General features: G+C 63.8%; 16 protein-coding genes. 13 read left to right on the top strand and 3 right to left on the bottom strand.

Annotated features, from left to right (window positions below; translation table 11 throughout):
* The first annotated feature begins 96 nt into the window (after positions 1–96).
* A complete protein-coding gene (locus EAW56_RS03655) occupies positions 97–579 on the top strand; it encodes a hypothetical protein (RefSeq protein WP_122085140.1) in 483 nt (160 codons plus the stop codon).
* Positions 580–647: 68 nt separating this feature from the next.
* On the opposite strand, the gene EAW56_RS03650 is transcribed toward EAW56_RS03655, so the two are convergent.
* Positions 648–1,283 carry an 8-oxoguanine DNA glycosylase OGG fold protein gene (locus tag EAW56_RS03650; RefSeq protein ID WP_122085138.1) on the bottom strand — a complete coding sequence of 212 codons (636 nt, stop codon included), beginning with the start codon at positions 1,281–1,283 and terminating at the stop codon, positions 648–650.
* A gap of 43 nt (positions 1,284–1,326) precedes the next feature.
* Between EAW56_RS03650 and EAW56_RS03645 the strand changes: the two genes are divergently transcribed.
* Positions 1,327–1,929: a MazG nucleotide pyrophosphohydrolase domain-containing protein gene (locus EAW56_RS03645; RefSeq protein ID WP_122085136.1), complete on the top strand. Its 603-nt coding sequence runs from the start codon at positions 1,327–1,329 to the stop codon at positions 1,927–1,929.
* Between the two features lie 6 nt (positions 1,930–1,935).
* Here the strand turns inward: EAW56_RS03645 and EAW56_RS03640 are convergent, their stop codons facing one another.
* On the bottom strand, positions 1,936–2,373 hold the full coding sequence (locus EAW56_RS03640) for a hypothetical protein (protein WP_233125598.1): 438 nt from the start codon (positions 2,371–2,373) through the stop codon (positions 1,936–1,938).
* Between the two features lie 161 nt (positions 2,374–2,534).
* Between EAW56_RS03640 and EAW56_RS03635 the strand changes: the two genes are divergently transcribed.
* The 7 genes from EAW56_RS03635 to EAW56_RS03600 all read left to right on the top strand — a co-directional run bounded on the left by EAW56_RS03635 (position 2,535) and on the right by EAW56_RS03600 (position 9,984).
* Positions 2,535–3,347: a lytic transglycosylase domain-containing protein gene (locus EAW56_RS03635; RefSeq protein ID WP_244213342.1), complete on the top strand. Its 813-nt coding sequence runs from the start codon at positions 2,535–2,537 to the stop codon at positions 3,345–3,347.
* A 132-nt stretch (positions 3,348–3,479) separates the two neighbouring features.
* The gene (gene eno / locus EAW56_RS03630; RefSeq protein ID WP_095537285.1) at positions 3,480–4,757 is read left to right on the top strand and encodes a phosphopyruvate hydratase; all 1,278 of its coding nucleotides are present in this window, start codon (positions 3,480–3,482) and stop codon (positions 4,755–4,757) included.
* A gap of 164 nt (positions 4,758–4,921) precedes the next feature.
* A complete protein-coding gene (locus tag EAW56_RS03620) occupies positions 4,922–7,051 on the top strand; it encodes a CAP domain-containing protein (RefSeq protein WP_147453249.1) in 2,130 nt (709 codons plus the stop codon).
* A gap of 12 nt (positions 7,052–7,063) precedes the next feature.
* Entirely contained in the window at positions 7,064–7,675 is a 612-nt protein-coding gene (locus EAW56_RS03615; RefSeq protein ID WP_122085129.1) for a hypothetical protein, read from the top strand.
* A gap of 54 nt (positions 7,676–7,729) precedes the next feature.
* The gene (locus EAW56_RS03610; protein ID WP_122085127.1) at positions 7,730–8,410 is read left to right on the top strand and encodes an FtsB family cell division protein; all 681 of its coding nucleotides are present in this window, start codon (positions 7,730–7,732) and stop codon (positions 8,408–8,410) included.
* Positions 8,411–8,461: 51 nt separating this feature from the next.
* Positions 8,462–9,031, top strand: coding sequence for a DUF501 domain-containing protein (locus tag EAW56_RS03605; RefSeq protein WP_095535472.1), 570 nt, complete (start codon positions 8,462–8,464; stop codon positions 9,029–9,031).
* Positions 9,028–9,984 carry a Ppx/GppA phosphatase family protein gene (locus EAW56_RS03600; RefSeq protein ID WP_415528560.1) on the top strand — a complete coding sequence of 319 codons (957 nt, stop codon included), beginning with the start codon at positions 9,028–9,030 and terminating at the stop codon, positions 9,982–9,984. Before EAW56_RS03605 ends, EAW56_RS03600 begins: the two co-directional genes overlap by 4 nt.
* Positions 9,985–9,989: 5 nt before the next feature.
* Here EAW56_RS03600 and EAW56_RS03595 read toward each other — a convergent pair whose 3' ends face one another.
* Entirely contained in the window at positions 9,990–10,262 is a 273-nt protein-coding gene (locus EAW56_RS03595) for a hypothetical protein (protein WP_095537277.1), read from the bottom strand.
* 126 nt (positions 10,263–10,388) lie between these two features.
* Between EAW56_RS03595 and wecB the strand changes: the two genes are divergently transcribed.
* From wecB to EAW56_RS03575, 4 genes are all read left to right on the top strand, one after another.
* Entirely contained in the window at positions 10,389–11,531 is a 1,143-nt protein-coding gene (wecB, locus tag EAW56_RS03590) for a non-hydrolyzing UDP-N-acetylglucosamine 2-epimerase (RefSeq protein ID WP_122085125.1), read from the top strand.
* A gap of 118 nt (positions 11,532–11,649) precedes the next feature.
* On the top strand, positions 11,650–12,912 hold the full coding sequence (wecC, locus tag EAW56_RS03585; RefSeq protein WP_122085123.1) for a UDP-N-acetyl-D-mannosamine dehydrogenase: 1,263 nt from the start codon (positions 11,650–11,652) through the stop codon (positions 12,910–12,912).
* Between the two features lie 166 nt (positions 12,913–13,078).
* The gene (locus tag EAW56_RS03580; RefSeq protein WP_122085121.1) at positions 13,079–14,392 is read left to right on the top strand and encodes a glycosyltransferase family 4 protein; all 1,314 of its coding nucleotides are present in this window, start codon (positions 13,079–13,081) and stop codon (positions 14,390–14,392) included.
* 52 nt (positions 14,393–14,444) lie between these two features.
* Positions 14,445–15,809 carry a glycosyltransferase family 4 protein gene (locus EAW56_RS03575; RefSeq protein ID WP_167457385.1) on the top strand — a complete coding sequence of 455 codons (1,365 nt, stop codon included), beginning with the start codon at positions 14,445–14,447 and terminating at the stop codon, positions 15,807–15,809.
* The last annotated feature ends 43 nt before the right edge of the window (positions 15,810–15,852 follow it).

Here is a 15,852-nt window from a genome sequence, read left to right as displayed (position 1 = left end):
CACGCCAAGGCGCGCCGGTGAGGCCGCGCCGCTTTGGCGTGCCAAAAACTTCCGAACAGCTGTAACGCGCGCCGCATACACGTAGATTAAATGAGTATGAGCACACAGCACCGCGCGGCCCGCGTCGCCGCCCTCTCCGCAGTCCTGACCCTGTCCGCAACTTCCGTCATCAACGCCGCCCCCGCGTCCGCAGAAGAGCCGTTCGAAGGCACCGACTGGACCGGCGGCTACTACGTCCCCGAAGAGGAGTTCCCGTCCGACCCCGGCTACGCCACCACGTGGCGCAGCTACGACGTCATCCGCTTCGGCGACCCCCGCTTCTTCGACTACGGCGCCGACGGCGTCCGCGTCCTTGGCAAGTTCGAGGGCGACCGCGTCCTCTGCCTGTCCAACGCGAAGGCCGGCATGCAGTCCTGCGAGGTCGAGGGCCAGAAGGTGACGGAGTTCCAGGGACTTCCGAAGACCATCACCACGGACCCGACCGTCGCGATGCTCGCGCCAGTCGTCGGCATCGTCCTGGCGCTCGGCTACAGGTTCAGCAACCTCGGCCTCACCGGCATCAGCGGCCTGAGCAGCTAACGCCCAAAAACGAACGGCGCCCGTCCCCGAAACATTGGGGGACGGGCGCCGTCTGCGTTGCGCGGGCGTTAGGCGTCGGCGTGCTTGCGCAGCGCGTACTCTACCGCGTCGAGCGGCAGGGAGGAGTCGTGGGCGTCGCGGGCCTCGCGAAGCGCCGTGAGGTACTCGGCGTAGTCTTCGGCGGTCAAGTCGGCGTCCTTGGGCAGCCCGGCGCCGGCGGCGCGCTTGGAGCAGATGATCACCGGCTTCTCGTCGCCGGCCTCCTGCGGCCCGGCGAGGAAATAGGCCACGTGCGACGCGAACTTCGGCGCCAGCCCGGTTTCAACGAGCGACGCGTAGGCGTCCACCGCGGACTTACCGCCGATGTTGCGGATCGCCTGCAGCAGCTGGTTGGCCTTGTGCTTGTTGCGCAAGAACTGCTGCAGCTGCATGACCTGGTTCGACTGGCCGGCCGCGAACGCGAAGGCGGCGCCGAGGAAGTCGATGATCTGGTCGCGGTTGTACTCCGAGTCGACCACGTCCTGAGCGAAGAGGAACACGTCGCGGCGGGTCAGCGACGCGGTGGCGTCGTCGCGGAACGGCGGGACGCGGCGGAGGTGGTGCGGCCATCCGGTTTTCCAGCGGATGGGGGAGAAGGTCGAGGAGTCTGCGGCGACGTCCTCGGGGGTTGGGGTGGCGTCGTGAAGCGCTTCTGCGATTGTCATGCGTCCATCCTTGCATGTCCGGGTGGCCGCTACAATGCGCGGTATGACTGTGTTGGTGCTTGATGCTCGGTGGCCGCAGATGGTGCCGGTGGACGTGGTGCAGCGGCTGGTTGGGCCGCTGGCGTTCACCGGGGAGGTGCCGGTGTCGGTGCGGTGGTCGCTGAGCGCGCCGTCGACGGTGGGCGAGCCGTGGCTGGTTACGACGGATCCCGCCGACCCGGAGGTGCGCGAGCGCGTCGCGGCCGGTGAGGAGGTCGTGCGCGTGCCGTCGCTAGAGGACCCGCTCGTGGAGGCCCGCCGCATCATGCGCGACGCCCGTCGCCGCGGCGAGTGGGAGCGGCAGATGACGCACGTGAGCCTGCTGCCGTTTCTTCGCGAGGAATCAGCCGAGCTGGCGGAGGCGATCGAGCAGGGCGCGGGTGATGAGGCGTTGAAGCATGAGCTTGCCGACGTCCTCCTGCAAGTCCTCTTCCACGCCGAAATCGCCGACGAGCGCGGCGCGTTCGATTTCGGCGACGTGGCTGCGGCGTTCGTGGCGAAGATGCGCTCGCGGGCCCCGTATTTCTTCGACGGGTCGACGGGGATCGTGGATCAGGCGACGCAGGACCGCCTCTGGGCGGAGGGCAAGGCCCGAGAGGCGGACTAGCCGCGGTTACTGCGCGGCGACGGCGGGCAGCAAGTTGCGGATCTCCGGCAGGCCGGCCTGCGAGGACATCTGCGAGCTCATCGCGATGGCCTGGGAGAGCGGGGTGGCCTGGTCCGGCTTGACCACGCCGCACTCGAGGGCGCGGTCGCCGAGCGTGTTCACGGTGGGGGCAGCGACGAGGCGCAGGGCTGCGTCCTCGCCGACGGCCTTGTTGACGTTGCCGACGAACTGGGAGCGGGTGGTGTTTTCGTCGGCAAGCCCGGTGCCGCGGACGACGGTGCGCAGGGCGTTGCAGTCCATCGTCTTGACGTTGCCGTTGAGGACGCGGACCAGCTCGACGTAGTTGGTGTCGGCGCCGGCGGTGGCGGGGGAGATGAGCGACGTGGCGACGAGGACGCCCGCGGCGGCGAGAGCGGTGCGGCGCAGGGCAGCGATTGCGGTCATGGGGGTTCCTTCCGGGAAGCAAGAATTTTCGGGTACGTGGCGTGGGCCGTTCGGCCGTCCGCGCAACAGCCTACACGTTACGCAAGTGACGCGTGTGACTCATGTGACTCACGGCCTGTCCGTTCCTTTCTGGCACCGCGGGGCCGGTATGCTCGGCAGCTATGGCAAATTCGACTCACGCCCGTCGCGCCGCCCGTGGCTGCGGCTGCGTCGGCCTCCTCGTCATGACGCTCGCCGTCGTGCTGGCCATCTCCGTGGTGGCGTGGGTCCTCTCGTTCCTGGGGCAGCCGATCCCGCGCCAGACCCGCACCCCGGTCCCGGACACGATCCCCCCGGCGGCCGCCGAGGCGCCCCCGCTCATCGACGTCCACGCCCCCGGCCGCACCTCCGACCAGCTCGCCGAGTGGGCCGCCCCGATCGCGGAGCAGACGGGCGTCGACGCGCAGGCGGTGCGCGCCTACGGCAACGCGGCCCTCATCGCGGCGGAGGCGTGGCCGGCCTGCCACCTGAACTGGAATACGCTCGCCGGCATCGGCTGGGTGGAGACGCGTCACGGCACGTATACGGGGCACACGTTTGATTCTGCCCGGTTGGGTGAGGATGGGGTGGCGGTGCCGTCGATAATCGGCCCCCAGCTTGACGGCAGCGAATCCTTCGCGGTGGTCCACGACACGGACGGCGGCGAGTTCGATGGCGACACGACGTTTGACCGCGCGCTCGGGCCCATGCAGTTTATCCCGGAGTCGTGGCAGCGCTACGGGCGCGACGCGAACGGCGACGGCTACCCGGATCCGCAGCAGATTGACGACGCCGCCCTCGGCACCGCCAACCTCCTGTGCGCGAACGGGCGCGACCTGGACACGGAGGACGGATGGTACGACGCGGTGCACGCCTACAACCAGTCCAACGAGTACGTGCGCAAGGTGCGCAACGCGGCGGCGAACTACGCGCTGAACCAGTCGGCGCCCCGCTAACACCACACAACCGGGCGTATCCAAACACAAACGGGGCTACCGATTCCCCGTCGGGGCGAGCATTCTCGGCAAAACTCTGGAAGAATTGGGAGGCGGAAACTTCAATGTCCACTCTCAAGGAGTTGAGCCCCAATGGCTATCATTATCCACGCCTTCGCCCGCGAGATTCTTGATTCCCGCGGCAACCCCACCGTCGAGGCAGAGGTGCTGCTCGACGATATGTCCAGCGGCGTCGCTGGCGTTCCCTCCGGCGCGTCCACTGGTGTGCACGAGGCCCACGAGCTGCGTGACGGCGGCGACCGTTACAACGGCAAGGGCGTGCAGAAGGCCGTGGAGAACGTCAACGAGGAGATCGCTGACGCTGTGGCCGGCATCGATGCTGATGACCAGCGCCTGATTGATAAGGCCATGATTGACCTGGACGGCACCGACAACAAGTCCCGCCTGGGCGCCAACGCCATCCTGGGTGTGTCCATCGCCGCCGCGAAGGCCGCTGCGGAGTCCGCCGGCCTGCCGCTGTACCGCTACATCGGCGGCCCGAACGCGCATATCCTGCCGGTCCCGATGATGAACATCGTTAACGGCGGCGCTCACGCTGACTCCGGCGTGGACGTCCAGGAGTTCATGATCGCCCCGATCGGCGCCGAGTCCTTCGCCGAGGCGCTGCGCATGGGCGCCGAGGTCTACCACGCGCTGAAGTCCGTGATCAAGGCCAAGGGCCTGTCCACCGGCCTGGGCGACGAGGGCGGCTTCGCCCCGTCCGTCGACTCCACCAAGGCTGCGCTCGACCTCATCGTCGAGGCCATTGAGAAGGCCGGCCTGAAGCCGGGCGAGGACATAGCCCTGGCGCTCGACGTCGCGTCCTCCGAGTTCTTCGAGGACGGCGTGTACAAGTTCGAGGGCGGCGAGCACTCCGCCGAGGAGATGGCGAAGGTCTACGAGGAGCTCATTGAGCAGTACCCGATCGTCTCCATCGAGGATCCGCTGCAGGAGGACGACTGGGAGGGCTACACCAAGCTCACCGCCGCGATCGGCGACAAGGTCCAGATCGTCGGCGACGACTTCTTCGTCACCAACCCGGACCGCCTGGCGCGCGGCATCGAGGAGAAGGCTGCGAACGCCCTGCTGGTGAAGGTTAACCAGATCGGTACCCTCACCGAGACCTTCGACGCAGTCGACCTGGCTCACCGCAACGGCTACCGCACCATGATGTCCCACCGCTCCGGCGAGACCGAGGACACCACCATCGCGGACCTCGCCGTCGCCCTGGGCTGCGGCCAGATCAAGACCGGTGCTCCGGCCCGTTCCGAGCGCGTTGCCAAGTACAACCAGCTGCTGCGCATCGAGCAGGAGCTTGACGACGCCGCCGTGTACGCCGGCCGCTCCGCGTTCCCGCGCTTCAAGAAGTAAGCGCTTTTCGACGCCCCCTTGCACCCCGCCCAACGCTGCGGAGCGCAAGGGGGTTTCGCGTGCGCGCATGTTCTTCCAATTTTCTTGGGTAATGCTTGGGGTTTTCTGTGCACGGGCGGATAGAGTTATGTATGCAACTTCCCGTGCCGAGAAAGGCCGTTCCCGTGTATTCCCGTACTTTCGTCGCCGTTGCTGCGGCAACCTCACTTTCCCTTGCCCTCGTCCAGGCGCCGACGGCGCTCGCCGCCGTCTCCGACACCGCCAGCGCCACGATCGCCACCACCGCTGATCCTGCGGACCAGTACCAGGCCGACCTGGCCGCCTGGAAGCAGGAACTCGCCGACGCCGAGCGGGCCGTCACCGACGCCGACGCAGCGCTCGCCGCCGCGCAATCGGAAGCCCAGCAGCAGCAGGCGAAGGCCGACGCGGCGCAGGCGGACCTGGACGCCGCCACGACACGGTACGAGCAGGCGAAGGCCGACCTAGCCGACCTTGACGTGACCGCGCTGGAGCGGGACGTGCAGCAGGCGAAGGACGCGCTCGCTGCTGCGGAGGCCGCCGCGTCGGCAGCCGCCCAGTCTGCCCAGGACGCCGCGGCCGCGGAAGCTGAGGCGGCAAAGCGCCTCGGCGAGGCGGAACAGCGGCGCGATGCGCAGGCCGGCACGCTCGAGGAGCGCGAGCGCACGCGCGACGAGGCGGAAGATGAGCTCTTCTCCGTCGGCGCGGAGCTCGACGACCTTGAGCGCCGCGACATCTCCGGTTCGGATTACTCCGTCCAGGACTGGAAGCGCCTTGCCTCCCAGTCCATCGAGGAAATGATCAATGAGTACCGCGAGGCCCACGGCCTCCACCCGCTGACGGTGCACCCCGTATTTACCGAGCAAGCCGAGGCCTGGTCCGAAGTGATGGCGCGTGACTACGACGAGTCCGGCGACCTCGACGCCGCGTTCCGCCACTCCAACGGAGAAGAGTGGGGCCGTTCGGGCGAAAACATCATTTTCACCTATGAGCCCCAGCGTGGTGAGGACGTCAACGCATGGACGCGCCAAACCTGGGAGTCGGTGCCGTACTACCTGTTTGACGGGTGGCGCCACTCGCCCGGGCACAACCGCAACATGCTCGCGCCGCAGATGCAGCGCATGGGCGTGGGCATCGCGACCGACAGCAAGGGCGGAATTTTCGCAACCACGATGTTCTTCATCGAGGACACGCATTCGGACGACAGCTTCTACCCGACTGACGCCATGACCCGCAAGGCGTTGGAAAGCGGCGAGCCGTTCTACCTCCCCGCGGGCGCGACCGACCTCATGCGAGCAGAATCCCTGGCCAACCCAGAATTCAACCCCGGCGACGAACGAGATTACGGCGATCTAATCCTCGACGGCTTGGACAAGTCCGAGTACACCGATGCAGGACTGGATCCGTCAGTTGAACCGGTTGACCTTACCGAGGCGATCGAGTCCTTCACCCAGCAGTACATCGCGCTGGAGCATCGTTCCACCGAGGCCGCGGAAGAGGCGGCTGCGGCTTCCGCGGAGCTGGACCGCCTCACTAGCCAGTTCGACGAGGCGAACGCCGCGCACGACGAGGCCACCGCCGCGCAGCAGAACGCGGATCAGGCCGAGGTAGACGCGGACGTCGACGTCGTCAGCGCGAAGGCCCGCCTGACCTCCGCATCCACAGCGCTGGAGCGCAAGCGTGCGATCCCGCGCGCGCCGTATGAGCAGTCGCTTGCCGACGCCACCGTCACCCTCGACCACGCCAAGTCCACCCTCGAAGCGGAACGTGCAGCAGCCGCCGAACTCTCGGACGCGCAGGGCCCCGCGCGCAACGCCGTCGAATCCGCCCGCGCTGCCCTCGCGCAGGTGCGCGCCCGGGAACCGCAGCCGCCGGCACCGGCTCCCGCACCAACGTCGGAGGACGTGACACCGGCCGAGACAACCATCACGGCGGCCACGCCGACCGAGACGACCACGGCGGCCGAGACGACTACGGCAGCCACGCCGGCCGAGACGACCACCACCGCGGCCACGCCGGCCGAGGCGGCCACCACCGCGGCCCATGCACCCGCGGAGCCCGGGGCAGCAGCACGGCTGGGACCGCCATCGCGGTCGTCGCCAGCCTGCTGGCAATCCTCGCCGCGGGAATCGCGTTCGCCCCGCAGCTGGGTATCGACCTCTCCCAGTTCGGTATCCAGCTGCCCTGACGCTAGGGAAGGGGCGCAGTACCCGCCCGCCTTGGGACAAACTGTGGGCGGGCGCTTAGGCTTGTGCGTGTCATCCCCATGCTCGTAGAAAGGCCACCCCGTGTCTTCCCGCTCCGCGCGCGCCCTCGCCGTCGCCACGGCCGGCTCCGTCATGCTGGCGCTCGCACCTGATGCCGCTGCATCCACCCACGCCACCCAGCTCGCCGCCGCCGAGCAGGCCGTGACCGATGCGAAGGCCGCGCTCGCGGAGGCGAAGCAGGCGGTTGAGGCGCAGCAGGCCAAGGTTGACGCCGCGCAGGCAGCGCTGGACCGGAAGGTGGAGGCGCGCAACGTCGCAAAGCGCAAGCTCGAGGCGCTCGATGCGGACGCCGCTGACGAGCAAGCGCTTGCCGACGCCACCGACGCAGTCAACGATGCCAACATCGACGCCGAAACCGAACGCGTCGAACTCTCCGTGCGCACACAGGCCGTGGAGGACGCGCGGGAGGAGCTGCGGCGCGCCACCGTTGCGCTGGCGAAGGCGCGAGCGGACAAGCCGGAGGAGCCGGCTGCGCTGGAGACACCTGCCGCAGGCACCGGTACCGATGGCAGCACTACCGCGGACACGGCCGTCGCAGTGGTCCTGGGCGTCCTCGCCGTCCTGGGCGCCGGTGTGGCGCTCGCGCCGCGGCTGGGCATCGACCTCTCCAAGTACGGCATCCAGCTGCCTTAGTCGCCCGCGCGCCTACACGCGTGCCTGGCCCGGAGCGCTACACTTCCAATCACTATGTCCTCACGCGTAACGCAGGAGCCCGGCCGGAGACGCGGGCGCAACAAAGCACCCAGGCGGGTGCCGGTGGCTTCGCGCGAGCGCGAGCAGCGCCGCCGCGCCGAAGAGGCCGCCGCTGGCGTGAAGAAGCGCCGCCTGCCCGCGCTGTTCCAGCAGGACATCACCAGCATGGCCATCCTCATCGCGTTGGTGATCGCGGTCCTCATCGCCATCGCGGTCCCGCTGCGCAACTACTACGAGGGCCGCGCCGAGATCGCCCGCGCGCAGTCCTCCATCGAGCAGCTGGAGCGCCGGAAAGCGCAGCTGGAAGAGGACATCGCCAAGTACGACGACCCCGCCTACGTGGAGCAGGAGACACGCCGCCGCCTGGGCGTGATGGCGGAGGGGGAGTCCGCCTGGCGCATCATCGACCCGCGCATGTCCCACAGCCCCTCCATCACCACCGATGAGCTTCCCGACGAGCGCTCCTGGCCCGCCGTCATGTGGGATTCGCTCCGCGAGCTCCCGGAAGCCCCGGAGTCACCGGAAGCCCCGGAGTCACCGGAGTCCGTGGAGCCCCCGGCAGGGGAGGAGCAAGCTAATCAGCCCGTCCCAGCGCCGGACGCCGCGAACCCGGAAGCCGTGCCGCCGGAAGACGCTGTACCAGCGGAGGCTGCAGACGATTGGAGAGCTCAGTAGCTGCCTCCCACTGTGGCTCAGCATGTTGCAGCCTGTGACACAATGTGCATCATGCTGCAACACGAAACCCCCACGCAGGACGACCTCGCCACCGTCGCCGAGCAGCTCGGCCGCGCGCCCCGCGGCGTCCTCGCCATCGCCTACCGCACGCCCGACGCCCAGCCAGCTGTGCTCAAGACCGCGCCAAAGCTTGACGACGGCACGCCCTTCCCAACCCTCTACTACCTCACAGACCCACGCCTCACCGCCGAAGCGTCCCGGCTCGAGGTCGCCCAGGTGATGAAGTGGATGGAGTCCCGCCTAAACGAGGACTCCGACAACGGCGAGGCGCTGCGCAAGGACTACCTCGCCGCGCACGAGCACTACCTGGCCGAGCGCAACGCCATCGAGGACCTGGGCACGGACTTCTCCGGCGGCGGCATGCCGGAGCGCATCAAGTGCCTCCACGTGCTCATCGCCTACGCGCTTGCAGAGGGCCCAGGCCGCGTCCGCTTCGGCGACGAAGCCGTCGCGCTTGCAGCCGAGCACGGCAACCTCCGCGGCTCCGCGATCCCCGCGGACTGGCCCACGCTCGAGGACCTGGGCATCACCCTCGACGAGGCAGGGGAGGGGCTCGCATGACCACCCCACAGCACGCACCGATGACCGTCGCCGCGGTCGACTGCGGCACCAACTCCATCCGCCTGCTCATCACCCGCCGAGACGCCGATGGCACGCTTACCGAGGTCACCCGCGAGAACACCATCGTCCGCCTCGGCCAAGGCGTGGACGAGACAGGCCGCTTCAACCCGGAGGCCATCGAGCGCACCCGCCAGGCGCTTGCCACCTACACCGAGCGCATGCGCGCCGAGGGCGTGCAGCGCGTCCGTATGGTCGCCACCTCCGCCACCCGCGACGCCTCCAACCGTGAGGACTTCTTCGCCATGACCCGCGAACTCCTCGGCCAGATTCAGCCGGGTGCGCAGGCCGAAGTCATTTCCGGCGAAGAGGAAGCACACCTGTCGTTCCTCGGCGCCACGGCGGACATCGACCCCGCCCGCGGGCCCTTCTGCGTCATCGACCTCGGCGGCGGTTCCACCGAGTTCGTCATGGAGCAGGGTGCGCGCTCCACCCAAATGGGGTGTGTCCGCATCACTGAGCGCTTCATGCGCACCAACCCACCGACTGCCCAAGAAACCGAGTCCGCGCGCGCCTACATCCGCGATCGCATCGCCGAGGCCGCCGAGGTCGTCCCCTTCGCCCAGGCCCACACGTTCGTGGGCTGTGCGGGCACCTTTACGACGCTTTCCGCACTCGCCCAGGACCTCGACTCCTACGACCCCGCGCGCATCCACATGTCGGAGATCCCCTTCGAGCGTATGCGGGAGGTCACCGCGGACCTGCGCGCCCGCACCGCGTCGCAGCGCCTCGAGTACGGCCCGATGCACCCCGGCCGCGCCGACGTCATCGGCTCCGGCTCCACCGTCGTGGAGGAGATGATGGATGCATTCGCTGGCGATGCCGGCGCGTCCTCCTTCATCATCAGCGAAAAGGACATTCTCGACGGCATCGTGTCCGGCCTACTGGCCGCCTAGCCGCCTTAGTCCTCGTCCGGCTCGAGAATCTGGTCCTCGAGCTCCGGATTCTTCTTTCCCCGCAGCCTGCGACCCTTGCGTAGGTCCTTGACCTCGCGCATGCGCGGCTCGGGGTCAATCTTGTTCGCGATGGCTTTGCGGGTGGACTCAACGACCTGTTTGGTCACTGGCGAGTTCACCGCCGCTTGGGTGGCGTTGACAATCTGGTGGTAGCGCTTGCGGCCGGCCTTCGTGCCGAATACGTACCCGGCGGCTGCTCCGACAACGAATTGATACATGGCCCCCACCTTACTGCTTGATGGCACTGGCACAACGTGTTGACGGTTGTTGCGATAGATTAGGGGGAAGTACATTATCCCCCAACATCACAGCGAGGAATCGTGTCTTCCCCCAAACCGAAAGTGATGACTGTCTACGGCACCCGGCCCGAGGCAATCAAAGTCGCGCCAGTAATCAAAGCACTCGAGAACGATGACCGCTTCGAGTCTGTGGTGGTGTCCACAGGTCAGCACCGCGAAATGCTCGAGCAGGTGAACAAGCGCTTCGGGATCGAGCCTGATCACGACATGGGACTGATGAAGCCGGGACAGTCCCTCAATGAGCTCGTCTCTAGGGCAATTCAGGGACTTGACCCAATCATTAAGGCCGAAGCCCCCGACGTCGTCATCTCCCAGGGCGACACCTCGACGGCCATGGCCGCTGCTCTCGCGGGCTTCCACAGTGGGGTTAAGATCGTTCACCTCGAAGCAGGGCTGCGTACCGGCAATATCCTCTCCCCGTTCCCGGAGGAAGCAAACCGCAAAATTATTGGCCAGCTCGCCAGCCTCCATCTCGCGCCGACCGAGCAGTCCAAGGAAAACCTTCGCCGTGAGAACTTCCGAAGCAAGGACATCGTGGTCACGGGCAACACGGTGATCGACGCCCTCTTGGCTGCCAAGGAATGGGACGTTGCATTTGATGACGAGCGCCTCCAGGGCCTGCAGGACAATGATCAGAAGGTCGTTCTGGTGACCACCCACCGTCGCGAGAACCTCGACGCGATGACCGAAATAGGAGGTGCGGTGCAGGACCTGGCGAAGGCATACCCCGATTACGCGTTCGCGCTCCCGCTCCATCTGAATCCGAAGGTCCGTGATGCGGTGCTTCCTGAGGTTGAGGATCTGCCAAATGTGATCATCACAGATCCGCTCCCGTATGACCAGTTCACTGCGCTACTGAATCGTGCGTACCTCGTGCTCACGGACTCGGGCGGAGTACAGGAAGAGGCGCCCTCGCTGGGTAAGCCGGTTCTGGTCATGCGCGAGAACACCGAGCGCCCTGAGGCAGTCGTCGCCGGCACCGTGAAGCTGGTTGGCACGGATCGGGGACGCATCGAGGCCGAGGCCAAGAACCTCCTCGATCAGGATGCTGCTTACGAAGCGATGGCCAACGCAGTCAATCCATATGGTGATGGAAAAGCTGCTGAACGCGCGGTTGCGGCGATCGCGGAGCTCACAGGCATCGGGGAACGGATTGAGGAATTTAACCCAGAGCTGTCCGAGCAGTGATTGGACTGCCGTCGAAGATTACATGTGCTTCCGTGTATCTTTAACACTTGAGGTCTAATACCGGCAGTACTGCAAGCTAGGTAGCTATTAGTTGTCAACGAAAGGGATTCTTCCAAACATGACTAACGCGCAACAACAGTTCAATGACGTCTGCGTCGTCGGATTGGGGTACATCGGTCTTCCGACTGCAGCATTCATTGCGTCAAAGGGGATTAAAGTTACCGGTGTTGACGTGAACCCCGCGTTTGTTGAGACCATCAACAAGGGCGAAGTTCCGTTCGTAGAGCCCGGGTTCGACGAGATGTTGAAGGACGTTGTCAACCGTGGTCTGTTGACCGCTCGCTTTGATCAAATCGAAGCAGACGCGTACATCGTTTGCGTTCCCACTCCGTTTAAGGGTGAGAATCACGAGGTTGACACCAAATTCATCAACTCGGCGGTTGATGCGATGGCGCCCCACCTGCGACCTGGTGCTCTCGTAGTGCTCGAGTCGACTTCGCCTCCGGGGACCACGCGTGCCATGGCTGACTACATTCTGGAAAAGCGTCCGGACCTCGCGGTTGGTGACGATGAGGAAAATGCAATCTTTGTCGCCCACTGCCCGGAACGCGTATTGCCGGGACAGATCATGGAGGAGATGGAGAACAACGACCGCGTCGTCGGTGGACTCACGCCTCGCGCGACCGAGCTTGCTCGAGACCTCTATTCGACGTTCTGTACTGCGGAACTGCTGACGACCGATGCTACAACCGCAGAAATGGCAAAGCTCACTGAGAACTCGTTCCGTGACGTCAATATCGCGTTTGCAAACGAGCTCTCCCTTATTTGCGATCGCCTCGGCATCGACGTGTGGGAACTGATCGAGCTCGCCAACCACCACCCGCGTGTGAATATTCTCCAACCGGGCCCGGGCGTGGGCGGACACTGCATCGCGGTCGATCCGTGGTTCATCGTGTCTGCCACACCAGAAGAAGCAAAGATCGTGAAGATGGCTCGCGATGTGAATGACGGCAAGCCACAATGGGTTATCAACAAGGTCGTCGACGCGATGGAGGGCCTGGAATCCCCTGTAGTTGCTGCATTGGGGATCGCCTTCAAGAACGACATTGATGATCTGCGTGAATCGCCCTCACTGAATATCGTGCGCCAGCTGGCCGAGGAGAACCCGAAGGCAGATATTCGAGTCGTTGAACCGAACGTGGATGAACTGCCCGAGTCGCTCGCGGAGCTTTCGAACATCCAGAAGCAGGACCTCGACGACGCGGTAGAGGCTGCAGATATTGTCCTGTTGCTGGTCAACCACAAGGAGATCCTGGCGTTCGATACCTCAAAGCTTGGATCGAAGACGGTCATTGATACGAAGGGCGTCTGGAGCGTCTAGTCCTCCCGCCCCTACACGAGGCACACGCCTTGTATTGACGCGCACTACCCAGTCGGCGGCTGTTTTCTTTCCTGGCCCTGGCTGGGTAATGTGTGTAATGCGGTGAAGACATAGAGAAATGCTGTCCATCCGCCAAGCTCGCGGTTTTGATAAATAGGTAGAATCGGTGAAGATACTCGTTCTTTCGCAGTACTGGCGGCCTGAAAACGGCGTCCCGCAGAGGCGCTGGGCTTGGTTCACCGAAATCTTGGCCCGCGAAAACGTAGACGTTGACGTCGTGGCTCCACCGTCGCACTATATGCGCGAAGAATCCCTTCGTGAATGGATTCGCAATAGCCGGACGAGGAAAGCAACGGCCATTGAGACTGGGGCCAATGGCGAAACTATTTTCCGCAGTGCATATTTCCCGTCGAGTCACTCGCTGACGTCGCGTGCTGTCAACCAGGCAGTGGTTGCTGGCGGAATCGGCCTCGAGGTACTGCGCCGTTTCAAGCATGGGGACCGTGAGCTTCCCGATGTCATTGTCGGCACGGTTCCTGCATTGCCGGTAGCTCCTATAACCGCGCTCGTTGCCTCTGCCTTGCGCATTCCCTACGTCATTGATTTACGCGACGCATGGCCAGATTTGCTGTCGGAAGCGGATTCTTGGAACGAAAGTACTGGGCGCCGATCACTGCGGGAAAAGATTCTCTCGAAGGGGCCACTCCAGCTGCTCGTTCGATTCACGGAAGCCATTTTGCGGAAGGTACTTCGGGAAGCGGATGGAATCATTGTCACGTCGAGCGCACTCGAAGAGGAACTTCGTACTCGATACGGGCTCAACAAGGGCTCGCTGCGGATAGCGACTATCCGCAACGTCTTTCCACCTGAGACTAAGTTCCGCCGTTCGACTCCTGATCCCCGCGATAGCGGGACACTGAGAGTCATTTACGCAGGAACACTTGGTCGAGCTCAGCACCTGCAAAACGCTGTGAAGGCTGCAGCCATTGCGAAGGACAATGGAATCGATATACGGCTTCGGTTTATTGGTGCAGGCGCAGCTCGGGACTCGGTTTCAAAGCTCGCCGATTCGCTTGGCGTCGACGCCGAGTTTGCCGTTAGAAAGCCGGCTGATGCGCTTGATGACGATTACGCGTGGGCAGACACCGCTCTTGTGCATCTCACGGACTGGGACGGACTGAAGAGGGCGGTGCCTTCAAAGACCTATGAGCTCATGGAAGTTGGCCTCCACATTTCGGGAGTCATCGATGGCGAAACAGCTCAGCTTATCCGAGACCAGCAGGCAGGAGATGTTGTCCCGCCTGAGGACCCAGAAGCATTGGCGGCGCTTTGGGAGCAACTCGCGCGTTCGCCTGAGCGACTCGAAATGAATATGCGAGCGAGCCAGTGGGTCGCATCTGTACGCGAAAAAGAGGCGCCGGCTGCGTTAATTCAACTTCTGAGCGCAGTAAGTAAGAAGCGCACCAGCGATGAGACGTAGCAACTGTTCCAAGCCGATAAAGAGAGCCCTGCTCCTCGGATCTGTCGTTTTCGTGGAATCGACGACAAACCTTCCCGCATTCCTGAAGAAGATTTTTCAGCGGTTTTCACTAGCCCGTTTCGTGCACTTTCCGTCATGCTTAAATAGCGCATCGGAGCCAAAGCGCTATCGGAGCACGCACGACATCATTCCGAGTTGTGGCTGGCAGGATTCCAGGATCACGAGGATTTCTTACTACGTGACAAATTCATTTCCGCAGACCGTTTCCGGCTACTCGGTGCGCACCCATGGAGTGGCCAAAGGTCTATTGGAAAACGGACTAGAGGTGGAGGTAGTCACTCGGCTCGGCTACCCGCTTGTCATTGGTAAGGGAATCCTTTCTGAAGAAAGCTTCGTCACTGGGGGAGTCGCCTATCGACGCCTACTCCCAAAGCTCTATCCGAGAAATGCTCGTAGAGCAACCGAGAAGGAAGTCGAGCTGCTTGTTTCGGCTGCACGCAAGCACGGCGCGCAATTTCTTCTCACCACTACGGACTACAAGAACGCGGTGGTTACCTCTCATGCGGCTTTCCAATTGCAAATTCCCTGGGGGTACGAGATTCGCGGCGAACGTGAAAATACTTGGTTAAGTGCATGGTCTTCCGCTGAGAGCGCGACGAAAAAGGCAGCCCCGTACTATGTTTACGCGTCAAGAATGGAACGAATGGCCGAGGCTAGTGCCGCACTGTGCATTGTATTGAGCAGCATCGCACAGCGGCGTCTTCTTAGTGACGGAATTGCGGCGGAGAACCTGTTCGTCATTCCAAATTCCATTGGACACGTAACTGATGACCAAGATCTGGCAGACAAGGTAGAGGTACGAAAGCAGCTTGGGATCGACGACGACTACGACTTTGTAATCGGGACCGTGAGCAGCTTGGTTGACTACGAGGGCGTTGATCTCCTCATTGATTACGCTGCAAAATCCAACAGTCGATGTCTCGTTGTCGTAGTTGGCGACGGGACTTCCCGGAGGTCTCTGGAAAACAGGGCAAAACAGCTAGGGATAGAGTCTCGCGTGCGATTCGTAGGCACACAAGATCCCTCTTCAATCCAGAATTGGTATCGGAGTTTCGACGTCTTCGCGTTGACGCGAAAGGCAATCGATGTAACGAAGCGAGTAACCCCCATCAAAGCGACGGAAGCTTTGAATCAACGTGTACCCGTCGTCGCCTCTCGCTTGCCTGCCGTAGAAGAGGCAACAGGCGGGTGGGCGCACTACTATGCACCTGAAGACTTAGAATCTTTCGAAAGGGCGGTTGCAAACGCTCTCGATTCTGGGCCACCTAGCTCTATGGAGTTTTCGCGCTGGTTGAAAAGCAGAACATGGAGTTCGAGTACGCAACAACTTGCTAATGAGCTAAAGCGCGAAAAGTGACGGCAGAAGAATATTTCAAGGATGGATCGAAAAGTGACTCGGA

It is taken from the genome of Corynebacterium gottingense (genome assembly GCF_003693265.1).
Taxonomy (GTDB): Bacteria; Actinomycetota; Actinomycetes; order Mycobacteriales; family Mycobacteriaceae; genus Corynebacterium; species Corynebacterium gottingense.
This window is presented reverse-complemented; position numbering and strand designations above follow the sequence as displayed.